Genomic DNA, 22,039 nt, shown 5'->3' with positions numbered 1-22,039 from the left:
GGCCCAGAAGCGTCATCGCGAATACGTTAGAATGTCGGCAGGATGAGTCGAAGAGCAGGCACAATAGTGCCAGCTGTTCGACCTTGTGCCGATTTGCGTCAGAAACCCGGACAAGCAACATAGGCAGACGCTGGCGGTTAACAAGCGGCTGGCTTTATGCAGCCGCGACGACAACCTCGCAATCTCTTTTGGCGCAACGCCCATCTTGCGGCCGGATCAACCCGCTACTCAACCATTTTGACAACCTTGGTGCCAATTCATTTGGGCAACGTCCTTCCACGATCGACTTCAAAGTTCGGGCCAATTGCAAGCGCGCAGCAAAGCTCGACATTGATCGATTGTCTGAGCGGCGGTCAGGCACTGACCCGTCCTGCGGGATGGTGTAGGATCGCGGCTACTCGCAGAAGTCACCGAAACTGCCGTGGATCGGCGAAGTCCTTCATGGGATTCTCGCCACGGTGAAGCTGGCCTGTTGGCTCATGTCCTCGGGTCACAGTGCCACATCCTAATCTCCAGTTCTCAGTCTCGCACAATGGGACTTGACGAGGAATTCCGACAAGTTAGTCGCCGTCCAGTTGTCCGCTGCTTCATCAGAATTCTCACCTTGGATCTGCATTTTGCGCGACATCAAAGCGCATGGATCAGCTTCCGACTAATGAGCAAAACGCGCACCAACTTCAGTAGCGGTTCTTGCTTCATGGCGCTTACGCAGAGACTAGAGTTCCGGCAATCGCAGTCGTTGGTCATGTCGCCGCAGCTGATGCAGGCGATCAAGCTGCTGCAATTGTCCAATCTCGACCTTATGGCCTTCGTGGAGGAGGAGCTCGAGCGCAATCCGCTGCTCGAGCGAGAAAGTGACGCTGCAGCTGCCGACGAAGCGCCGACCGAGGTCCATCAGGTCAGCGGCGAACAGCTGGCCGACGGCCAAGCGTGCAACGCCCAGGACGCGGCGCCGACCACCTATACCGAATGGGGCGGCGGCGCCTCGGGTGACGAAGACTACAATCTCGAAGCTTTTGTCGCGGCCGAGACAACGTTGTCGGACCATCTCGCCGAGCAGCTCTCGGTTGCCTTCCCCGCGCCCGCGCAGCGCATGATCGGCCAGTACCTGATCGACCTCGTCGACGAGGCCGGCTATCTGCCGCCCGATCTCGGCCAGGCCGCCGAACGTCTTGGCGCGTCGCAGCAGGAGGTCGAGGACGTCCTTGCCGTCCTGCAGAAATTCGACCCGCCCGGCGTCTGCGCGCGTAACTTGAGCGAATGCCTGGCGATCCAGCTCCGCGAGCTCGACCGCTACGATCCGGCGATGCAGGCCCTGGTCGAGCATCTCGACCTGCTCGCCAAGCGCGACATCGCCGCCCTGCGCAAGCTCTGCGGTGTCGACGACGAGGACATCGCCGACATGATCGGCGAGATCCGCCGCCTCAATCCCAAGCCCGGCATGAAGTTCGGCTCGGCCCGGCTCCAGACCATGGTGCCCGACGTCTATGTCCGTCCGGGTCCGGACGGCGGCTGGCATGTCGAGCTCAACAGCGACACCTTGCCGCGTGTGCTGGTCAACCAGACCTATTATTCCGAGCTGTCGAAGAAGATCGGCAAGGACGGCGACAAGTCCTACTTCACCGATGCGCTGCAGAACGCCACCTGGCTGGTGCGCGCGCTCGACCAGCGCGCCCGCACCATCCTGAAAGTTGCAACCGAGATCGTGCGCCAGCAGGACGGCTTCTTCACCCACGGCGTCGCGCATTTGCGGCCGCTGAACCTGAAGGCCGTCGCCGACGCCATCCAGATGCATGAATCCACGGTGTCGCGCGTCACCGCCAACAAGTACATGGCGACAAATCGCGGCACATTCGAATTGAAATATTTCTTCACGGCCTCGATCGCCTCGGCCGACGGCGGCGAGGCGCATTCGGCCGAAGCCGTGCGCCACCACATCAAACAGCTGATCGATTCGGAAGAACCCTCCGCGATCCTGTCGGATGATACCATCGTAGAACGCTTGCGCGCCTTAGGCATTGATATTGCCCGCCGCACGGTCGCGAAGTACCGCGAAGCCATGCGCATTCCCTCCTCGGTGCAACGCCGCCGCGACACCGAGTGGTCAACGATCAACAGTCGAGCATCGGGCGAAACTGGCCTCCATGAAGAAACTCCCAGCCCTCGATCTGGAATCCTCCGACGCCTTGTATTTACCTGAAAGCGGGCCTTTGGAGCGAGATTTGGTGATTGGTGATTGAACGAATCCGCTGGTGCGAAATTTGAGCATGTTCATGCGTTCTAGATTCACCTGGTGGTGAGGAGGATCTCTTGGCCGGCCCTCAACCAGATCGTCTGTGCGTTGCGCGTTTTCTACGGCATGACGGTCGGCCACAGCGAGTCGAGGCACAACTGTAAGCCGCGGCCAGCATCACCAGGGGGAGGTCCGGCGGGATCGCCAGCTTTGCGCCAAAGGCGTCTGCTCAGGACCGGCGGGCTCATGGGGGCTTCAACACAATCGAGGAGGCCTCGGCAGGCGCGATACCATGACCCTCGGCTGAGCATGGACGGATCTGACGAATGGCACGTCTTCTGACGAGGCGCGTCCGAACTCGGCGGAAGGTCCAACGTAGCGACGCGGACACACACACACAGGCCGGCCTCTAACGCGATAATCGCTCATAAGGTCTTGAGATATTCGACAAGCGCTCGCCGATCGGCGTCGGTCAATTCTGGTCCGATGACGCCAGGCGGCAGTTTCCTCAAGTCGGTTTCCTTGCCCTCGAACGAATGCCCGCGATTGCTGTTCCCAAGCAGCGACACATCGAAGTTCGTCAGGCCGGCCGCACAGCTGTCGGTCACCTGTGCTTTCGCGACAAGCCCAACATTGACTGGATCGAACGCACGGCTGCCGACGCAACGACGTCGGCCGTTGAGCCTGCGGCACCAATATGTGTCTCGGGGTCGGAACGGACCCGTTGTGCAGATAAGGAGCTGTTGCCCCCGCAAGCTCGGACACGGCGATTAGGTTGGCGAGGTCGGCCGCCGACTTCGGCGGAGGAAAGAGAACGGACATATCATTGGGCGCAAGCGGCCTCGACGCCGCTTGCGCCGGAGCCGTTCCTACCTCCAAAGCTGCGGCGAACATCACGACCGCCGCTAACAAGCTCGCAAGCCGTCGCGGAAACAGAGATCCGTTGATTTGACTTCTCGCGATCATTGAAAATCCCCCTCAAGAAGCTGGTGGCGGACCTGTCGCTCGAAGGAGATGCTGCAGGACGTGATCCGCCGAAAGCTATGAAGCGTGGCCGGAAGCGCAAGCTGGTCTACAAAATGTGCCGTGAGTGGCAGGCGTCGATCCGTCGGGCCTGTGACGCTATCGGGTTCGACTGGTCAACGTACCATTACAGGTCGCGTCGCTCCGGCCAGGCTGCTCTTGAAGATCGGATCGAGGAGATCTGCCATGTTCGCGTTCGCTACGGCTTCGCTCATATCAGGGGCATGTCGTCGCCAAAATCTTCTGCCACTCAATACCAGTCATTATTGAGTCGTTCTTTGATTCGTACTCACATGCCTTCACCGCACGAGCATGGGCGCTTTCAGTCCGTGATTTCCACGCGTCGCCAAGCCAGATTGGTTCATATGTGCCGGGCACGAACACGTATGTGTTGACCTTGCTGACGAGAAACTTCAAAAAGTCGCTCACCTTGCCTTAGAGGTCGTCTCGGCAGTGCACCGCCCCCCACGATGCCGTTGGCGTCCTTCACGGACGAATGATGCGGTCGGTCCGGCCATTCAGGCACAACAAGCTTATTTCCGAGGAGGCAAGGAAGAGGGCGATGGGCGTAGCGCGCATCCCACGGTCGCCGGACGGCTTGCGTCACTACAGCTTCGGCACGGGCTGCCCAAGAAACGATGGGCGACAACTGGCGAGACAAAAATACTGACGACTACTTCCCCGGCCACATCAAGGGTACGCACTTCAACGACGGCTCGTGGGAAAAGCTGAGAAAGGAGCTCGATAAGCAATCAGGCGTGACTGGATGGCAAGTGCGGGATCTTCGGCGCACGTTCCGATCTACACTCCCCCGCCCGGGGATCTCGCGTGAGATCGCCGAGATCATGCTCAACCACGTAACGGGTGGAGGAAAAACCGATCTCGATGAAATATACGACAGGTATGACTATCTACCCGAGAAGCGGGCAGCACTGCAGAAGCTCGAAGCTCACCTGAAAAGGTGGTGGCTAGCCGTCTCTGCTGGCCCATGTTCGCCGGCGGCATGTCGCTCGGCGTCTGGACCGAGGGCCTGCTCATGATCAGAGCAACAATGCGTTCCTTGCGCTCGCGCGCAGCCAAGTCAAGCGTGTCAGCGAAGTAGATGTCCTGCTATGAGATAATTGCGGTCGGAATTTACGATGATGAGCCAAGTAAATGAAGGGAGTAAATTACGCACGAGTTGGACCGATCAGCTCGTCTGTTAGTGGTAAGACTTCGTCAGAATGTATGTTTCTTATCTCTATGTTTCGGCGAATGAACGAGAACTCAGGGTCGTAGGCAAGGAAGGCCGGCAAGGGAAGCGATTTCGGAAAGCCTTCTTGGAAGGCGATGTCCATCAGCGCACTGAGGCTGCATCGAGCCAGCCAGCCAATCTCGGGAATCTGAAATTTCAAACCGCCGCAGTGATGTATGACGCCATCATCGTTTTCGATAACACCATCAGGAGTGCCGGCCAAAAATGATCGGCGCCGAGCCTTACGCCGTTACGCTCGGCCACGAGCCCAACGTAGTCACGCAGCACGTTTTCCTTGAAGAGCAGAGCACTTCATGCTGCTCGTGCGCTTCGCTCCGGATCCTATGACGAGATACAGGGCCGGCAGGCAACCTACTAACTGGTCAGAGTTGGCACCAGAGCTCTCTCCTTTCGAACAGCAAGGAGAAATCTCCCGAATCGGAGCGGGCGGCTACTACTCTCCGGGTTCACTGATTCAGCGCGTTCCCCTCCGCCGCCTTTCACGAAGATGTGGCATCCGCAGGAAGCGCTCGGCATCGGCGTCTCGCGGCTTACCGCGAATTCCCTTGCAGTAATAGCAATCCGGTTTCGGCTTGGCCGTGGTGAGTTTTGGTACGTGGCCGTAATAGTTGATCAGGCGCTGCGGCTCTCTCATGCCGGTGACAGCAATCATGAACTCGGTTGCGGCGAGCGCCGCGACGACGCCGTTGATGGGGGACACGGAAGGCCCTGTCTCGCGCAGCAGCTCCACCGGCACGCCGTAGATCGCGGCGCGGCCCGCCTTTTCGGCGTCCGTGCTAAGGTATAGTTCGACATCATGCGGATCGAGAGCATCTAGGCAGTGCAGGCAGCCGCCGCCCTGCCATGCGACGCAGATGCGTCCGCCGTAGACGCCTTCCTCCGGTACGTCCGAGGCGAGATCGATGTAGGACTTCGCGTAGGCGGCGCACAACTCGTTCAGAATCGCGCGCGGGCCGTCCTCATCGAAGCAGCCAAATATCCAATTGGCCTGCCTCACCGTAGCGAACACTTCTTCGCTGATCAGGCTTGCCCTTATCGGCGTGACGAGAATGGTGGGATCGATCTCGCGCACAAGACGCGCGGCCAGTTCGACTTTTGGACTGCCAGGCACCGGGTCATCATTTCTTGCGCCGACGAAGCGGTTGCGATTTGTCTCGTCCAGCTCCTCGTCGTCGACCAGCGTGATGCCGCCGACGCCGAGCAGGGCGAGGTGCTGGACGAGCGGGCTGCCGAGGCCGCCGACGCCAATAACCGCGACGTTCGTGGCTCGCAGCTTGCGCTGGCCTTCCTCGCCGAAGAGGCGGATGTTGCGGTCGAAGCGGGCAGGAAGATCGCTCATCCCCAGCCTCCCAGGGAAAAGTTGGTCGGCTTGAGCACGCGACTGCCCTCGACAATCCCGTCCAGCGGACGCGGGATCTTCGGGTTGTCGAGCCAGAGCAGGGCGTCGAATCCGGACTTCGCGACGACGATGGCGAGATAGGGGCGCTTCTTGAGGCGCCACCACATGTGCGGCACGGTCTCCTGCAGCCCAAGGCGATCGGCGTAAGAGAAGCCCGCGGGCCATGGGCCGGGATGCGAGTGCAATTCCACGAGCGACGTGTCGATATCGTGCGCGCGCTTGATCAACGCGGCGCGCGTTTCATCGGCTAGTTCCAGATAGTCGTCCTGCTGCACGATGAAGTCGCCAGGACTGAGCTTCTTCGTTTCCGCGACCTCGAAAGTGACCTGATGATCGCTGCGCACGGCGCGGGCAAACAGGAACGCCGCTTGCTCTTCTTCGGAGTGAGGCGGCAGCAGGTGCGCCATCAAATCATTGAGCGCGCCGTTCTCCAACTTTAAAAATGCCTTCATGCCCCCTCCTGCAATCGCACCATGAAACTCCGCACCCACGCGAGCAGGTTCGAGCCCTTGCCCACGTCCGCGGTTGCCGACCAGTTCTCCACCGACCACGAGAAATGCAGCCACTCGCCGGAGAAGGGCGGCGGCGAAGGTGGAGCGCCCGCATTGTTCGGAGCGGCACCTTTGAAATTCAGGCCGGCGGGCGTGAGAAATCCGTAGGGCGCATCGCCGGGGTAGTTGCCCTTCACCAGAAAACAGACCGGCAGCTCGCTCACCGCCGTGTCGCCGACGCGCCAGCCTTCGGGCAGCACGTAACGGGGAATTCTGAACCAGTCTTCCCCGTTCGATTCCGCGTGCTCGACGTCGCCGAAGTGGCGGCGCAGCAGGGCCAGCTCGTGGCTGATACGCGCGCGCATCAGCCACGCTTCCAGCGGTGCTTCTTGCCGAAACCCTGGCCCGGCTTGATCGCGATGACCTCGCCCGGCGCAAGCGTCCGTTCGACGTTGTGCTGGTCGACCTCGATCACGCCCTGCGAGATGTCCCAGCCGCCTAGCTCGGCAATCTGCTCGGTCGTGATCGTGTCCTCGCCCCAGGGAAACTCCTCCCCTTCGATGCTGAGAATGTACTTCGGTTCCTTAGCCTTCGTCTGATTCATCTCTCCGCTCTCCATGTTCGTTCCTTTCCCGGGCTGCTAGTGCCGATTCAGATATCTCGGTCAGCATGTATGCCAACGTTAGCTTATACAGCGAACACATGCCACAAAAAAATCAAAGGGTCAGCTGACCGCTCTCCGGGCGGGCAAAAAGATCATCGAGCCGGATACGGGCGACGACAGGATTTACTTCAAAGATTTCAGCCAGTTCGTGGACGGCGCGCTCCCGCTCGTCCTCCTTGAGCGTGGGCAGGCCCAGCCCGCCGCGTTCCTCGCAAAAGGTGGCCGCCGCCTTGATAGCGAGAGCGCGCGGCATCAATAGACCGCCGATCGCCCGATTCGCCTGGTACTCCCACCATCGCCCGTCGTAGCGCGACTCGTGCGCTGTGCCGTGAACGTCCCGGCAGAGGATCTCCGGTCGGTCGTTCTCGTCCTCGAACAATTTCGGCGGCTTCTCGCCGAGCGCGAAGAGATGCGTATGAAGCAGGCCGTGCCCCGCCTCGTGGGCGAGCGTCGTCCGGATGCGGCGCTCGGAGACGCTGCCGCCTTCCTCATCCAGCGCCGTCGTGATCACGATGCCCGTGACCCCCTTCGGCCCGAACGATGTATAGCCGAGCACGCCGTCGGGAAGCGCCTCGTATCGCGGTGAGACCTTGAAGTGCTTTTCGACGAACCGTTCGACCCTGACAGCTTCGGGCGTGTCGGGCATCAGCCCCGCGGCTTTCAAAGCGTCGCCGCAGATGCGGTCGATCTCCGCCGGCTTGTAGAAAGGGCGGGTCGCGAACGGCCCCCGATTCGTCCGGTACGTCCTCATTTCTTGCCCCCTTTGGGCGGAGGCTTGCTCTTATTGACGAGCTCAAGAAGCTGTTGCGGCGTCAGCTTCTGATCGACGAGCGTGCGGAACGCGAAGGCGTAGCCGGGGTCCTGCTCAGTCATGCGTTTGATTTCATCAAGTGGGGCGCGCTGGTCATGCCGCTTGATTTCCGCGACATCGACCTTCAGCAGCCGCGCCATCTCCTCCAGCATTGGCTCGGACGGAAAGCGCCGTCCGTGCTCCACGTCGGAGATGAAGGGAGGCGAGCAATCGAGCTTTTTTGCGAATTCACGGAGCGAGAGGTCGAGCTCTTCGCGGCGTTCGCGGATTTTTTGGCCAAGCGTTTTCACGATGTAAGCATACCCAGCGAACGCGTCGACCGTCAAGAATGGGCCGTAGGAAACGCGAAGCACGCCCCTCTGAGCTCCGTGGGCGAGTTCGCTAATGGCTACGCCGCCGTGCGAGGTTGGCGCTCATGGCCGGAAGGGTAAGCAGGGCGGCCACATCATCTATGCCGACCGCATCCGCAGGAAGCGTAAGGTCTAACCCTGCCGAGGATGAAAGATCACCCCCGCCGAAGCCGATCTTCGATGGTGATTCCCAAGAATGAAGACCCCCGAGTAGCCAAAAGACCTAGCTAGATCGGGAACTTGAGCGCAAAGCCAAACTACCAAACCTTGAGGACCCAAAATGTCGGCTTGATAAATCTTCAAAGAGAATATCAAAACCCTTCTCAAGTCGCCGTTGTTGTTCAGCTGGTTGAGCATCATCGAATTGATAGTGAACATGAGCGTCATTCTCGCAGTCCTTGGAAGTCACGGCATTCGCTTGCGTTTTGTCCGTCCCATCGGCCCTTAAGAAAAAAAGCCCCCACACAGCGAGCGCTGGACAAACCGTCCAAAGGCAAATCCGCACTGATCGGGAGGCCAACCCATGGGGTCCCGGCAGGGCCTTCCGATGGGCCCCGCAGCGGTACTCCTCCTGCTGGAGCATCAACCCGGTGCGTCTAGATGGGAGGCGGTAACTTCTTGCTCTATTCAGTACTCGCTGGAGAACATCAGGGTGAGCACGCGAGTCGTTCGCTTTGGGTCGCTCGCTCGGATCTTCTGAGCCGAACCGCATAGCCGAAGGCCCCTTTTTGGTGAGGCGGCCTATGCCTCGAGCCAGGCCGCGCCGAGTCTAAAACAACCTCTTTGCCGGCGAGATCGGCGAGTAAGCTGTCGATGAACTTGGCATCGGTGGCGTCGCCGAGCTGCTCGCGAGCATCATCCCCATTCCAGACCGACTTAGACAACACCACAGCCTTTGCGCGCATGCCTTCCAAAGTCGCTGCGCTGAGCGTCAGCATCTCTTCCCAGGCTTCGCGAACTGGTCGTAAAATTCCGAAGTTTGGGCGGCCAACCGCCTAACTTCCGAGGTGCTCGGCGAAATGGCCGGGCTTTCTGCTACCGCCCTGTCAACGACGACTGAAGAGGCTCCAATCACAGAGCATCATCGGAGCCGACGTCTCAATCGTCTCCCGCAAGGCGGTGGGAAGACCTATTCGAATGCTTGTGCTGGTCACCCTGGAGCGGGAGCGCACCTCCCTCACGAAATCGATCCTATCTGCCATTGCTACAAGATGCGTTAGGGCGGCGGCAGTCCTAGACATGAGATCTTGCCGGATCGGCTCGCATGACCAGGCGCTCACCCACAAGGATTTCGTGTCCAACTTCTGACACGGGACAAAGTCCGTCAGGTTCAAAACACCGGCTGCGTTTTGGGGCGCCTTGGAGTTTTCAAAGCGTAATCAGGCGCTTGATGCGTGCTGACCGAGATGGCACGCCTGTTGCTTTTGGGATGCAGAACCACGGAGTGAGGGCTGAGCGCACACGAGATGCACAAAACGAGTGATGCTCTCCTTCTCTTGAACCCGTGTGCTCCGTTTCTGAGAGAGACAGGCTAGCGCACAAAGTCGCGCAACGAGTGGCAATAGTTTTGGAGAGCAACATCGTGCTGTGCATGGAGTCCCCAGCTCCTCCGATCAAGGTGGAGAACTGGCTGCGCGGCGAGCCCCTCACGAGCTTTCAGCCCGGGAAGGTGTACATCGTCGAATTTTGGGCAACTTGGTGCGGACCATGTACGGCAATGATGCCTCATCTAGTAGAGCTGCAAGAGAAATACAAAGACAGCGGACTTGAGCTGCTCGGCGTCGCAGCTTACGAACAGGCTCCAACGGCGGACGAGGCCCGAACAACGTTGGACGCGTGGTTGACCGAGAAGTTCTCGAACCTGAACTATCGGATCGGGTTCGACTCCACAGGCGAAATGAGCAAGCTTTGGATGGACTCCAGCTTTTCTGTCGGGATTCCCACCTCATTCGTCGTTGACCGTGACGGCCACATCGCCTTTATCGGTCCTCCGATGCAGCTCGATGACGTCTTGCCGAAAGTTCTTAACGGCAGTTGGCGGACCAGCGATGAAGCTAAAGCCGCCGATACAGAGCGGATCGACAGCGGACGACGCGAAATGCGCGAAATGGAGCGCAAGCGGGCGTTGACTGAGCCGATTCTCGCCAAGCTTTGGCCGGCGATGAAGGCGGAGGATTGGGCAAAGGCGGTTTCGGCGGTCGAAGAGGCCGTCGCGGTGATGCCGGACGACCTCAACTTCCGCGTGCTCCATGCGAAACTGTTGCTTCACAGACTGCGCAACTTGCAGACCGGCTTGCCGGTTTTGAAGCGATTCGCTCGCGACGCGATCGACAAAAACGATGAGCACTGGATGGAAGGGGCACTGAGCCAGCTCTTTGATCCGGCGAATGACAACTCCCACTTCCCGTCTGCCGAGCGCCTCGCGATGGGCAAAGAGTTGTCCGAACACATTCTTGCGCTGAATCCTCCGCAAGGGGACGGTGGCTTCAAGTACCTGTCCTATGGGGCGGTCGCTCAGTATTATTATGAGAGCGGCAACAAGGATCGCGCAATCGAATTGGTCGAGGTGGCGTTGAACTCGCTAGACGGTCCTGAGCCTATCCCCGACGAACTGAAACAGCACGTCATGTCGACGTTTGTCGAAGCGCTGGCCAACTACAAGGGTGAAAAGGCTTGCTATGGGACTGTTTGTGCAACTCCGCAAGACGGGTTTCCGAGAGCGTCAAAGCGCAGGCAACGGAGCAAACAAAAAGAAGGGTGATAGTCGGAATTGCTCGCTTGGCATCATCCATTTCTCCGGCTGCCAGTGGCAACTAAATTTAACGGTCTGACGGTTTAAAATGCACGCGCGCACAGCCATCGGGGCGGCCGGACCTAGGCGGGCATCGCCACGCTTCTGCAAACAGGTGAAGATGAATGTTGTCAACTCCACTGATCGGAGTCCAAGATAGGCAACGTTCGGTGGTGTAGGCGAATCGGAACCTGCGAATTCATTCTCGCGTTGCCGCGGTGCCAACACGGAGGAACTAGCATGGCAAAGGCGAGAAGCGGACCACCCGCGGCCGAAAGCAGGACCGGGCGCGGGTGGCGGGCGGACAGGATTACGAGGTTCGCGACGAGGCGAAGAAGACGCGCCGCTCGGCCTCCACGAAGAAGGCGGTCGAGAAGGTGGGCAGCAGCCGCAAGAAGGTCGAGCGGCGCTTGGGTCGATGAGAGGCGGCCTGTCGCTCGTTAGGAACGAGCGTCCCTGCGGCTAGTTCAACGATCAGTCTTGCGTGCCATCTTGCAAGACCGTCCTGTTGCTGACAACTAAGCTCCAGCCCGTTCCTCCCGCGGGCTGGTTCTTTTTCGCGGTGGTTTCACATTTTTGAATCTGAACAGGAAGAATTTTTGGGATGAAGCTGTCGTTTGCCGAACCGGACAGCGGCAGACCGCTCGGTCCCAGCTCGTCTCTCGATCCGGAAAAATCTCCAGTCTGAGGCCGACGTGGTGGGCGCTTCGGCAACTCGAAAAATTTGGGTCATGATTCACATTCGTTATAGCTAGAACCGGGGACGCCAGGAGAAATCGGCAATGCCGGGCGGCGAAGGCATTTCAATTTCGGAATCATTGAACCCGGCAGCGTGAGGGGCCGCTGTCAAAAACAGCGGTCCTTTGCTTTTTGACCCATAGAGGTGCATTAGACACGACAAATTCGGGGTGCGCCGATTGCGTAATCGCGAGTTCCCCACCGCCAATGCAAGGTTGAGCGGCTTGGGTTCAGCGCCGCTTTAAGGCTGACCGAGCTAGGTCCCAACTCCAGCCAGCGCCGAGTTGGGGCCGCCCTTTTACGGTACCGCCGGGAGCGAGGAGCCCGCGTTCCACTTAAATGAGGGCCTTCACTCGTTCTCAGCCTTGGCTTGCGCGATTGCATTTTCCAGTTCAGATACGAGGACCCTGTAGTGAGGGACCACCCGGTCGAAAGCCGCCCGCTTTATTGGCGACTTGGCCTCATCTCTCAACCGCTCGCACTTCCCGATCTGCTCGCGCAAGGTCGCGACATGTTCGAGCATGTCTTTCATCGCGCCCCCCATCGGCCAATGAATTTCAACTGATACAACTTAGGCACTTTAGTCTTTAATAGGCGCTTAAGCGTTCAATTCACCTTGCGGCGCAGCTTCTGGATCAATCAGCATATTGCCGCGTCGGTTTGTGGCCCCAGCCGAAAAGGTAGCCCCCCGACTGCTGGAGGAAAACCCGTATCAGACGGGTTGGCGGCCCCTACTTGGGGCCGTTTACTTTCCAATTCAGTTTGCGCGTAACGGAAAGCTCGCGATCTTGCGCGTCAGCTGCCAAAGCTCGACTGCGTGGGTCCCCGCTAGTTGCTGCGCGCGCTGTCTAGCGGCTCTTCGCACAAATCAGCCTTACGCGTTGCACGATATTCCCATCAGGCCCGAACAAATAGGCCATGAACTCTTCCATCGAAGCTTCCACTACGGGCGCGGACCGCGAACACTATTAGTCTGAAACCATAGAGAACGCTCTAAGCACCGGGATTCGCGACCGCCTGCGGCCAACAACGCAGCGGCCGCGCCAACGCTGGCACGGCCGTGGCGAGGCCGCCTGCGCTCCGGGTTACCGGCGCTGGATATTGCCCGGAGGTTTGCCGATCATACCACCGCCACCAAGAGTAACGTTTGCCCGAAAGGGGCACTCATTAGGAGTGCAAAAAAAGGCCCCAACTCACGCAGGGGCATTTGAGCCGGGGCGGACTTGGGGTTACCCTTGGGGAAGGGCATGAACGTTCCCTTCCTAATTTCAAAGGAGCGTATTTCCGGATGATCTGGCACAAATTGCATATCCAGCCCGACTCAACCTAGGTTAAGATAGTACATGGGCAAAGAACAGCTAGTGCTTGTGCTTGCCATCGGCGCTGGTGTTTTCACCGTGGCCGCTGCAGCGGCGCTACTCTTTGGCCTTTGATCTATCTCAATTGGCGCACGCGAGCCGCCCCGCATCTTCCCATCCTGTTGGAGGCGACAATGACAATGCGGCCTTGGATGTTGCATGCGCTGGCGTGGGCTGCGGCCGCCCTGGGGTTGGCAGCCATCATTTCCATGAGCATGTAGGGGGCGGCGCCGATCGCTCGCTTGGGGCGGTGCTTCGATGTTGAGCTGGGGCAAGCTGCATATCAGGGCTTCTTCTGAGCGTGCTCGGCCTCGACGGCGCGGAGCAGGGCGGCAAGGTTGGGATATTCCACGCCATCGCGAGCATACCGGTTGACGCGCTCGACATAGCGGGCCGATCCGTCGGGCTTGCCGCGCCAGCTGAACAGCAGCACCGCGCTGTTGTGCTGGCGCAGAACGTGGCCGGCGCCATTACCGAAATACTTGCTCATGGCGTGGGGCTTCATGGCCGCGCCTCCAGCTTCGCCAGCTCCGACTTGTCCATTCCCGGATGAGCGTCCCGGCGGGGGACGTTCCTTATTGTAGACGAGGAGAGATTCGGGGAGGGTGAACAGCTTCACACTTCTTTGTTTTCAGGCGGACGACTGTCCAGCATGCCAGGCTGCCCCGGCGTCGGGAGCGCGAACTCCGGGCTGCGCGGTACGTCCGGATGTCGATGCATCGGCAGCAATATTAGATCGCGGCCGCCGCCAGCAGATCCTCGCCGGCCTTCTTCAGCGTTATGATCGTCCTTCCCTCACGACACGGAAGCGGGGTCCCGCCAGTTCGTCAGGGACGACGCGAACCGGGGTGAACTCAGTAACGATCCGCCGAGCGCGTTTGCAGTTGGGGCAAACGAAAAGGTGCGCGACTATCGCTTCTTCGTCGTCTCGCGACAACTCCGAGCGAAGCCAATTCATGCCGATGTGGCAACGGCCGCCCTCGACCAGATCGAGAAGCACGTCAATCCGGACCTGGTCGGCCGGTGCTTATTCTGTGCCTTGGCCGAGACGTAGTTTCGCACGTCATAGTTTTGATGATCCGAGCTCGAGCCAGCCGCGCTCGACGCCAAGATCTGCTCAAATAAGGAATCGCGCTGTTGCTTTTCCCGCTCCGTCATGATGCACGTCCTTAGTTTCCGCTGCGAACGCAAGAGCTCGTTGGAAGGTACCGCTTCCAGTGCGGCTCGGAAACAATGCTGATCGGAAACCCTTTGTCTCGCCAGTCGCAGGCCTTCATGATCTTGTTCCCAAACGACGAGTGTTTCCACGAATCGGTAGCGTAGATGCCGATCACAAGAACGTTTGTTTTCTGTGTCAGGCTACCGACTTCGGCGCCGAGGCGTTCGACCACGCTCTCACATTCCTTGCGGCAGCCGAAATTGAATGTGCCTGTGAAGCAGTATCGTTGGCCGGAGAATGTCAGTGGCGGCTCGGGATCGTTCAGCGGCAGCGATGTTGATTTGAGAACTTCACCCAAGCCATCAATCTCTCGGTTTGAAAACTGATTGAGCGTATCGAGTAGCTCCGTCTTCTCGTCGTCGTCGAGCACGCCGTCACTCAGCATCTCGCCGATCCGCTTGTAAAGCACTCGCACGACGGGCTGGTCGCTGATGTGAAGATTGGCGCCGAGCCACTTCTGCAAGAATTCGACTTCAGCTTGGTTGACCTGGTTGTCTGCCACCAAGCCGCGGGCGATCCCAATCAATTCATCGATCTGCCTGCTGCCGATCCTGTCGCCACCACACGATTATAGAATTCGTCTGCGCCGGCAATCATCTAAAATACTCCCAAACCGATAAATGACGGCATCAAATCGCAACCGGAGGGCGAGCGCAAGGGGTAACGATTGACCTCAATCGGTCACGTAAGCTTCACCTTCCCCAATGATCCTACCCGCCCATTGAGCGCGAGCTCGCAGAGCGCTTTCGTTCATTGACGGCATGTGAGCCTCCAGTTGGTTGAAGAGGACGCTGGCTGAAGCCCCAATCACGCGCGCTTCAGCCAGGCCTGAGGGCCACGCCTATCCGCGCCATAAAGACGGATCCTGCTGGGATTGGCTCGCCGATCGGTCTGGAGACGCTATCACGCTGAAGCGGATTCCCCAAGAGCGGGGATGGTGCGAACGCCTACTCGATCGGGTGTGTTCAATTCCCCAGACTCCTATGCGCGATCGAAGCGCTCGCTGCGGCCTTGGGCGGTCGCAAGCGCTGCGCTCGCACGGAGGACCAAGTCATGACCGAGCCCACACGTCAAGCCGCTGCTGCTCAGAACCGCTCCGGCAAGCTCACCGTCTTAGGCAAGCTCAAGACCGCCGTCGACCTCATGCTGTACGAGGGCTCACGTACGGCCGATGCTGCCATGGCCGCCGGAACGACCGACTACGGGCTCAGAGAGCCTATCTGCTTCGCCGAGGCTAGGTCTTGGATCGCAAACACTCTCGGCGATGGTCGGGGGATAGGGGGCGAAAAGTCCAAAACCGATACGGGGGCGCCTACCGCCATGGGTCTCATTCGGAGATTTTTTTTGCTCGCGCCGGAAATTTCAGCCGAAATCGTCAAAACGACCGAAAAACTCTAGGCGCCAACAACAGACAAAGCGGAGTCAGAACAGCGGCTTAGGGCGGTGACGTCGGAATTATTGCCGAAAAATCTGAATTCCAAAAATTGCATGGAGAATCGCGAAAGAGCCTGCGCCACAAGCACTTTTCGCATTCTGAAAGGAACAGAAAATCATGACGGACAGCGAACATCCGCGCCGGCGCCCGCCGCGCATAGTGATTGAGCGGCCGCCGAACCGGCCGCAGCCCCCGGAAACCTCCGAGGATAAAGCCGCTGAGCGGCAACACCGATTCGCGATCGTGTTGGCAGCGTTGCGCCAAAGCCTCTCGGAATCCGTCGGCCTGATCGATGCGGGCCAGATCGCGACCGCCCGATCAAAACTCGACGAGCTCGTCCGAGGCATCGACGCAGTTGAGGTGATGGATGACGATCCGGAGTGATGCGGCCAACGCCGCCGTTAGTCAGTTGCTCGATTTGGTCGCGACGCTGCAGGAGCGAATGACCAGGGCTATCGGACTCCTCGATGCCGGCAGGACCGCTGATGCCCGCGCTTTGCTTGATGCGCAAGTTATGGCGCTCGACGGACTCGACACCACGCCGATCGCTCAACGTTAGGAACCCTCTTGCCGACGGGTATCGCAAATCGAGTAAGAGTGATTCGTCGCTGCCGCCCTGCGCAATGCCGGCCGGTGATGACGAGATCCTTGTCGCTGGCTGCGCGATGCCGCCGGCACAAGCTGAAAACCTGCCTCTCACGAGGCCCGTGATCGCTTGCCGACAAGGACGACGCGCGAAATGCGCAACAGCATCAAACTCCCGACCGACAAACGGCCATCCGCTCAACGGCGCCTCTTTGCGCGTACCTTCGGAGCTGGATTCGATGTGCGCGCGGCTGACAGAGCCACCGAAATCACTGTTTTCGGCGAGATCGGCTGGGATGTCACCGCAGCAGCATTTCATGAGCGCCTCACGTCGTTGAAAGGCGACCTCGTTGTAAAAATCAATTCGCCCGGAGGCAACGTCTTCGACGGGATCCAAATGCACAACAGCCTGGTCGAGTATCCCGGCAAAGTGACCGTCAAAATCATGGCGCTCGCGGCGAGCGCGGCATCGATCGTCGCGATGGCAGGCCACGAGATACAAATGACCGCCAACAGCTTCTTTATGCTGCATAGAAGCTGGGGCATCACCGTCGGAAACGTCGACGCCCACACTGATACGGCGGGGTTATTGTCCAAGATCGACGGCGCGCTCGCCACAACATATGCCGCTCGCACCGGTCAAGATCTCGAGCAGGTCAACGCCTGGATGGCCAATGAGACGTGGTTCACGCCGATTGAAGCTATCGATGCGGGCCTCGCGGATGAGCAAATCGCGGATCCGGACGAACCGACGGCGGCTTTCGATCTCAGCATTTTTGCCAAAACCCCCGACATCCTGAAGCAATCGCAGCGACAGGGACTCCAAGCCACGAAGACCGAGCTCGAGCAGTCGTTGCGATCGATGGGCATGTCCAGAAGTCAGGCGAAGGGACTCCTCCACAGCGGCTTTGCTGGCTTCTCCAACGACCCTTCCTCCGAGTCGACGCACGCGCCCTCAGCGGCGGCACGGTTCGGAAGTGTTGCCGAGGAGGCTATGGTCGCGAAGGTGCCCGCGCCTTCGATGAGGCCTGGAACAAGGGTTGGAAGGACTTCAAGATCGAGTTCACGTCCGTTTTTCTTTCGCTCTACGGCTTCTTCGATGGTCTCAACGATGGAGCGATGAGTTGGGCGCGGCGTGCCGCAATGGCCGCCGGTGTCGATGTGAAGGGCAATCTGCTTCGCTCCGGACCAGCAGCCGGCAACGTTCTCACGAATGCCCAAGCCGGTTCGTTTTACGACGCCGTCGGCCTCAAATCGCCGTCTGCCGGAAATGGCGTCGACCCGGCGGTGCTGAAGCAGCAGATCGGCCTCGAGCAGCAGCGCATCGGGATTCTTGGCGGCATGGCCTCGATTTCCGATGTTATCCGTCAAAAAGAGCTCGAGATCGCTACGGCTCGGCTCAACCACATCAACATTACCGATCGGGAGGCGGATGCGCTGAAGGCTTTGGCGCGGGAGAACGCGCTCGGCATCACTGCGATGAAGCAGCAGGCCGATACGACACGGATCCAAGCCGAGACGCTCGGGATGTCCGCCGGCGCCGCGGCGGAGTACACGGCCGTTCAAACTAGGCTGGCGGGGGCGCTGCGCAATAAGCAGGGACTGACCGCGCAGGACATTGCGGCGATCAAAGCCCAAGCTGCTGCGCTTGGCCAGGTTACCCTGGCAGCTGCGATCGCGGCGGTGAACGACAACGTCGGATTTGGCCAGCAGACTGCGCTGCTGAGCCCGGATGATGTCCAGATCGCGCAGCAACTGCGGGGCATTTATCCGGATGTCGCGACGGCACTTGGTAGCGTTGAGGCAGGGGCTGCGCACCAATGCAGCCCTCAGCGGGCTCTCCTCGACGGTCTCCGGCCAGCTGGTGACCGGGATGACCGATATCGTCGATGGCACGAAGTCGATAGGGCAGGGCTTCCAGGATATGTCGAAGCTCGTCATTCGCGCGATCGAAGAGATGATCGTGAAGATCGCCATCATCCAGCCGATGATGCAGGCCCTCCATACTGGGGCAACAGCTTGGGTCTGAGCTCCGGAGTAGCGAGCATTTTCGGCGGCGGTGGCGGGCTCCCAGGAACTGCGGGCAGCGCATTTTATGGCCCGGTGGCTCCGAGCGCGTTGGGCAACATCTTCGCCGGCGGCAACATCATCCCGTTCGCGCGCGGTGGCGTTGTTTCGATCCCAACGCTATTCCCAATGGCCAATGGCGGCACCGGCTTGATGGGCGAGGCTGGACCCGAAGCGGTGATGCCGCTTCGCCGCGGCGCAGACGGTCGCCTCGGCGTCTCCGCCGGCGGGGCCGCCAACGATAACCGATCGTCCGGGGGCGTCGTCGTCAACGTCATCAATCAGACCGGCGTTCAAGCCGAAGCATCGACGTCTCGCAACGCCAATGGCGATGTCACGGTCACGCTCAAGAAGATGATGGACGATTCCGTCGGACAGTCCCTTTCTTCTGGTGCCGGTTCGCGTGTGCTGAAAAACCAATATGGCGTTCGCCAGTTTATGGGGTCTTGAGAGATGGGGGATCGCGTCGCGACAATCGCCGACTTCCGCGAGCAAGGCGCCCTCGATGCCAGGAAGTGCGCCGGTATCTTTTCTGAGCTCTGCATTGAGGCCTCGCCGGCCAGGCGTATGGATCCGGAAGATTGGCTCGACGTGCATTATAGCGAGATCGTCCCAAAGCGCCTCGACACGTTGCACCGACTCGGCGCGACCGCTGAAGAGCTAGTCGTGTACGTCAGCTTCCTCAACACCGCTCTCAAGACCGAGCTAAAGCGCTTTCACAACATTGTCGGTCCGATCGAAGGATTCCGCCCATGAGCCGGGTTGCCCGCGCAAGCCATCGCGAGCGCCGAGCCTCGGCCGGCCGCCATCCGGTGCTTCACCTCGTCATGCCCGGTCTCGAGGTCGCGCGAGAGGCACCGCGCCCGCGAGAAACCGTGACGGCGTTTCTGCGCCGGACGGGCTGGGCCCGGCGCGACCGCGTTTATGGCTGGCAGTTCCGGAAGGGCCTCCCGACCATCCTCGAGATCAATGGCGAACCGGTGTTGCGGAAGAACTGGTCGCGCCGGCGCATCGTGGCAAACGACAACGTTCATTTCGTCTCGTATCCATTGGGTGGCGCCGGCGGCAACACCACCAAACAGGTGATCGGCCTTGTCGCGCTGATTGCGGTCGCGGCCTTCGCGGCACCGTTGGGCGGGGTCATCGCGGGAGCGATGGGGCTGCCAGGGGCGGCCGGGCTCATCGGCGCAGGTCTGGCTCTCGGTGGCTCCCTATGCGTCAACAATGTTCGGCCAATCACCATCGTGTCGAGGGAGTTACGAATGTCAGCAGCAAACCTGATCGTCGCCTCGGACGGTGTCCACCTCGTCTCCGATGCGCTGGTTTGGGATACGTCGGATCAGACCATCACGGCGATCTGCCCCAAGGTGGTCCTGCTGCCGCAATTCAGATGCGCAGCGACGATCCGGGCTGAGCAGCTAATGGTGTTCCAGTCAGTGTCGCTCGCGCTATCGACGATGCCGGCGACGGGCTTCGACGACTTCAAGCACACCGTTGGAGGCATACTGCACGAGCTCGATGGCCGTCTGGTGACCTTGCCCCACGGGCTTAATCCAGTTTGAAGTTCGCTCTGGCCCACGACAAGGACCAGAGCATGAAGCGCAGCCGCTTTTCGGACGAGCAGATCATCGGGATATTGAAGGAGCATGAGGCCGGCGTGTCGGTCGCCGATCTATGCCGCAAGCACGGCGTCAGCGACGCCAGCATCTACAAATGGAAGGCCAAGTTCGGTGGGCTGGAGGTGTCGGAGGCCAAGCGGCTGAAGACGCTGGAGGACGAGAATACGCGGCTGAAGCGGCTTTTGGCTGACGCCATGCTGGACAATGCGGCCTTGAAGGACCTCCTGGGAAAGAAGTGGTGACGCCCGCGGCCAAGCGGAAGGCTGTCGCACATCTCGTGGCTGCCCACGGGATGAGCGAGCCGCGGGCCTGGATCGGCTGATCATCGAGCGCGGCAAGCCCAAAATGGTGGTCAGCGACAACGGCACCGAATTGACCAGCAACGCCATCCTGACATGGGCCGATCAGAGCCGCGTCGCCTGGCATTACATCGCGCCCGGCAAGCCGACGCAGAATGCCTTCATCGAAAGCTTCAATGGCCGTCTCCGAGACGAATTGCTGAACGAGACGCTGTTCACGTCGCTGGGCCAGGCCCGAGTCGAACTCGGACATTGGCGGGCCGACTACAACGATACGCGACCTCACTCGCAACTCGGATGGAAAACACCATCGGAGTTCGCCTTCACCTGCAACCCGCGACGTGATCTGGCGCTGCGCTATGCCGATGGCTCCGCGCCAGCTCCCGTCGCTACCACCGCCCGCCCGGGTCAATCCAACAGCCGGAGCGAACTCAGGACTGGATAAAACTTGGGGGCAAGGTCACTGGCACAGTTTGGCCAGAGTAGCCCATTCGAAGTGTCCGTTGCAGGTGTGTCCGAGACACAAGGCCCCAGCGGATTCCGTATCACCACGCTAACTCAATCCGAAAGCAACCACCTCGCGCCCTGGCAGGTCGTTGACATGCCGCGCGGCTTTAATCCATGCCCCTGCGCCAGCGACGCCGACGAGCAAGAGATCCGATCGGCATTGGCTGCGGCGCCGGCGCCCCTCGAAGGGCACGCCATCGCAGCTCTGGCAGCCCAGCGCCGGATCGCGGCTCGAGATCACGCGGCCAGCCGGACTCCTTGCTGGGTTGGCGGCTTCGCCCAACTCACGACGGTCACGCGCAACGCGATCTCGACGCGTGTCATTCACTGTTGGCCCGATGACACAATCGGTCGAAAAATGTACATCAATCGGGTCTAATCGGACAGCCCCGCGCACTTGCGAATATCCCAAATGCTGCGGTCCGCAATCTTGTATAGGCGGTTAACATCGTCCCACGCGAACGAGACCCTCCGTTTCAGATTCCCCGCAGCACCAACTGGAACATGGGCACGTCGCCACAAATCCGCGTCATCTCGGTAGCCGTCTTCGTCGCGATTTGGCGCCGGATATCGATTTGCCCACATGAGGTAAACGCGCGCGATCACGAGACGGCCCGAGTCTTCCGGCGGCAGTTGCGGAAGCCCGGCGATTACCCATAGGTGCGGGACATTGTGGTTAGCCGGCACCTTAGTGACCTGCCCAAGGTCGTGGCCGACCTCAAGCCGCTGAGCGATAACTGCTTTGATGACGAGCTCCAACGCAATCGAGGGCTCCCGGTTGAACGCCTCGGTCAGAGCTATTGACGGCGTGCCGCCGTAGCCGATCGAGGCCGCTCTAGCTGTTACGCCTTCGTCAGTCGGCATCGTCGATAGCAGGTAAGCGGAAAATCTCGCGTTGTCAGCTCGAGCTAAAAAATGAAATGGAGCTCGGCGTCGACGTTCGAATATGGAAATCGGCTTGTAATCGTCGGTCATCTGACTGGACTTCCTTTTTGCGAGGGGTACCGAACGGTTCAGCCGACCGCAATCGCGGAACGTGTGATCGCGGTGCTGCCGTAGCGGCAGCACCGTTCGGCTCCCTCTAAGGTCTACAAGCGCTAGGATCCAACCGCAGAGTCAACCGAAACGACACCGTCTCGCAACGCAGCCTCAACCACACGCGCGAAGCTGGCGCTCTTTTCGATCGCCTCTTCCT

At 59.9% G+C, this 22,039-nt stretch carries 22 protein-coding genes and 5 pseudogenes; 15 read left to right on the top strand and 12 right to left on the bottom strand.

Going from position 1 to position 22,039, the window contains the following annotated elements:
• Positions 1-697 precede the first annotated feature (697 nt).
• The gene (rpoN, locus tag XH79_RS20410; RefSeq protein ID WP_128948669.1) at positions 698-2,200 is read left to right on the top strand and encodes an RNA polymerase factor sigma-54; all 1,503 of its coding nucleotides are present in this window, start codon (positions 698-700) and stop codon (positions 2,198-2,200) included.
• A gap of 458 nt (positions 2,201-2,658) precedes the next feature.
• On the opposite strand, the gene XH79_RS20400 is transcribed toward rpoN, so the two are convergent.
• Positions 2,659-2,841, bottom strand: a complete 183-nt coding sequence (locus XH79_RS20400) for a hypothetical protein (RefSeq protein ID WP_245471964.1) — start codon at positions 2,839-2,841, stop codon at positions 2,659-2,661.
• Between the two features lie 94 nt (positions 2,842-2,935).
• Positions 2,936-3,055, bottom strand: a pseudogene (locus XH79_RS43140) (hypothetical protein); the annotation flags it as partial.
• A 155-nt stretch (positions 3,056-3,210) separates the two neighbouring features.
• Between XH79_RS43140 and XH79_RS20395 the strand changes: the two are divergent.
• Together XH79_RS20395 and XH79_RS20390 are read left to right on the top strand one after the other, a co-directional pair.
• Positions 3,211-3,474, top strand: a pseudogene (locus tag XH79_RS20395) (IS3 family transposase); the annotation flags it as partial.
• A gap of 1,005 nt (positions 3,475-4,479) precedes the next feature.
• Positions 4,480-4,719, top strand: a complete 240-nt coding sequence (locus XH79_RS20390; protein WP_271582769.1) for a hypothetical protein — start codon at positions 4,480-4,482, stop codon at positions 4,717-4,719.
• Between the two features lie 246 nt (positions 4,720-4,965).
• On the opposite strand, the gene XH79_RS20385 is transcribed toward XH79_RS20390, so the two are convergent.
• From XH79_RS20385 to XH79_RS20360, 6 genes are all read right to left on the bottom strand, one after another.
• A complete protein-coding gene (locus XH79_RS20385) occupies positions 4,966-5,850 on the bottom strand; it encodes a HesA/MoeB/ThiF family protein (RefSeq protein ID WP_164937420.1) in 885 nt (294 codons plus the stop codon).
• On the bottom strand, positions 5,847-6,344 hold the full coding sequence (locus tag XH79_RS20380; protein WP_164937421.1) for a Mov34/MPN/PAD-1 family protein: 498 nt from the start codon (positions 6,342-6,344) through the stop codon (positions 5,847-5,849). The genes XH79_RS20385 and XH79_RS20380 overlap by 4 nt, the downstream gene beginning before the upstream one ends.
• A 14-nt stretch (positions 6,345-6,358) precedes the next feature.
• Positions 6,359-6,766, bottom strand: a complete 408-nt coding sequence (locus tag XH79_RS20375) for a hypothetical protein (RefSeq protein WP_128948673.1) — start codon at positions 6,764-6,766, stop codon at positions 6,359-6,361.
• Positions 6,766-7,005, bottom strand: a complete 240-nt coding sequence (locus XH79_RS20370) for a hypothetical protein (RefSeq protein ID WP_128948674.1) — start codon at positions 7,003-7,005, stop codon at positions 6,766-6,768. The genes XH79_RS20375 and XH79_RS20370 overlap by 1 nt, the downstream gene beginning before the upstream one ends.
• A gap of 112 nt (positions 7,006-7,117) precedes the next feature.
• On the bottom strand, positions 7,118-7,816 hold the full coding sequence (locus XH79_RS20365; protein ID WP_245471965.1) for an ImmA/IrrE family metallo-endopeptidase: 699 nt from the start codon (positions 7,814-7,816) through the stop codon (positions 7,118-7,120).
• A complete protein-coding gene (locus XH79_RS20360; RefSeq protein WP_164937422.1) occupies positions 7,813-8,202 on the bottom strand; it encodes a helix-turn-helix domain-containing protein in 390 nt (129 codons plus the stop codon). Before XH79_RS20360 ends, XH79_RS20365 begins: the two co-directional genes overlap by 4 nt.
• A 1,013-nt stretch (positions 8,203-9,215) precedes the next feature.
• On the opposite strand from XH79_RS20360, the pseudogene XH79_RS20355 reads away from it, so the two are divergent.
• The 3 genes and pseudogenes from XH79_RS20355 to XH79_RS20345 form a co-directional block, all read left to right on the top strand.
• A pseudogene (locus XH79_RS20355) lies at positions 9,216-9,429 on the top strand (winged helix-turn-helix transcriptional regulator); the annotation flags it as partial.
• Positions 9,430-9,817: 388 nt separating this feature from the next.
• A complete protein-coding gene (locus XH79_RS20350; protein ID WP_128948684.1) occupies positions 9,818-10,987 on the top strand; it encodes a TlpA disulfide reductase family protein in 1,170 nt (389 codons plus the stop codon).
• Positions 10,988-11,268: 281 nt separating this feature from the next.
• Positions 11,269-11,439, top strand: a pseudogene (locus XH79_RS20345) (DUF3606 domain-containing protein); the annotation flags it as partial.
• Positions 11,440-12,104: 665 nt separating this feature from the next.
• On the opposite strand, the gene XH79_RS20340 reads toward XH79_RS20345, so the two are convergent.
• Both XH79_RS20340 and XH79_RS20335 read right to left on the bottom strand, forming a co-directional pair.
• Complete coding sequence (locus XH79_RS20340) at positions 12,105-12,287, bottom strand: hypothetical protein (RefSeq protein ID WP_128948677.1); 183 nt, start codon at positions 12,285-12,287, stop codon at positions 12,105-12,107.
• 1,109 nt (positions 12,288-13,396) lie between these two features.
• Positions 13,397-13,618, bottom strand: coding sequence for a hypothetical protein (locus XH79_RS20335; RefSeq protein ID WP_128948678.1), 222 nt, complete (start codon positions 13,616-13,618; stop codon positions 13,397-13,399).
• Positions 13,619-14,014: 396 nt separating this feature from the next.
• On the opposite strand from XH79_RS20335, the gene XH79_RS20330 reads away from it, so the two are divergent.
• Entirely contained in the window at positions 14,015-14,167 is a 153-nt protein-coding gene (locus tag XH79_RS20330) for a hypothetical protein (protein WP_271582768.1), read from the top strand.
• Positions 14,168-14,282: 115 nt separating this feature from the next.
• On the opposite strand, the gene XH79_RS20325 is transcribed toward XH79_RS20330, so the two are convergent.
• A complete protein-coding gene (locus tag XH79_RS20325) occupies positions 14,283-14,858 on the bottom strand; it encodes a BRCT domain-containing protein (protein ID WP_245471674.1) in 576 nt (191 codons plus the stop codon).
• Between the two features lie 527 nt (positions 14,859-15,385).
• Between XH79_RS20325 and XH79_RS20320 the strand changes: the two genes are divergently transcribed.
• The 8 genes and pseudogenes from XH79_RS20320 to XH79_RS20285 all read left to right on the top strand — a co-directional run bounded on the left by XH79_RS20320 (position 15,386) and on the right by XH79_RS20285 (position 20,782).
• On the top strand, positions 15,386-15,730 hold the full coding sequence (locus tag XH79_RS20320; RefSeq protein ID WP_128948191.1) for a hypothetical protein: 345 nt from the start codon (positions 15,386-15,388) through the stop codon (positions 15,728-15,730).
• A 154-nt stretch (positions 15,731-15,884) separates the two neighbouring features.
• A complete protein-coding gene (locus tag XH79_RS20315; RefSeq protein ID WP_128948192.1) occupies positions 15,885-16,151 on the top strand; it encodes a hypothetical protein in 267 nt (88 codons plus the stop codon).
• On the top strand, positions 16,135-16,326 hold the full coding sequence (locus tag XH79_RS20310) for a hypothetical protein (protein ID WP_128948193.1): 192 nt from the start codon (positions 16,135-16,137) through the stop codon (positions 16,324-16,326). The genes XH79_RS20315 and XH79_RS20310 overlap by 17 nt, the downstream gene beginning before the upstream one ends.
• A 180-nt stretch (positions 16,327-16,506) precedes the next feature.
• On the top strand, positions 16,507-17,475 hold the full coding sequence (locus tag XH79_RS20305; RefSeq protein WP_128948194.1) for a head maturation protease, ClpP-related: 969 nt from the start codon (positions 16,507-16,509) through the stop codon (positions 17,473-17,475).
• Positions 17,476-17,495: 20 nt separating this feature from the next.
• Positions 17,496-18,869: a phage tail tape measure protein gene (locus tag XH79_RS43310; RefSeq protein ID WP_430641887.1), complete on the top strand. Its 1,374-nt coding sequence runs from the start codon at positions 17,496-17,498 to the stop codon at positions 18,867-18,869.
• Between the two features lie 3 nt (positions 18,870-18,872).
• Entirely contained in the window at positions 18,873-19,175 is a 303-nt protein-coding gene (locus XH79_RS20295) for a hypothetical protein (protein ID WP_128948195.1), read from the top strand.
• Entirely contained in the window at positions 19,172-19,981 is an 810-nt protein-coding gene (locus XH79_RS20290; protein WP_128948196.1) for a hypothetical protein, read from the top strand. Before XH79_RS20295 ends, XH79_RS20290 begins: the two co-directional genes overlap by 4 nt.
• Before the next feature lie 32 nt (positions 19,982-20,013).
• Positions 20,014-20,782, top strand: a pseudogene (locus XH79_RS20285) (integrase core domain-containing protein).
• Positions 20,783-21,219: 437 nt separating this feature from the next.
• Here XH79_RS20285 and XH79_RS20280 read toward each other — a convergent pair.
• A complete protein-coding gene (locus tag XH79_RS20280) occupies positions 21,220-21,819 on the bottom strand; it encodes a hypothetical protein (RefSeq protein ID WP_128948197.1) in 600 nt (199 codons plus the stop codon).
• Between the last annotated feature and the right edge of the window lie 220 nt (positions 21,820-22,039).

Origin of the sequence: Bradyrhizobium sp. CCBAU 45389 (genome assembly GCF_028128625.1) — a bacterium.
In the GTDB taxonomy this organism is placed as follows: domain Bacteria; phylum Pseudomonadota; class Alphaproteobacteria; order Rhizobiales; family Xanthobacteraceae; genus Bradyrhizobium; species Bradyrhizobium liaoningense_B.
The sequence above is the reverse complement of the archived record's forward strand: the minus strand, read 5'-3'. Positions and strand labels throughout refer to the sequence as shown.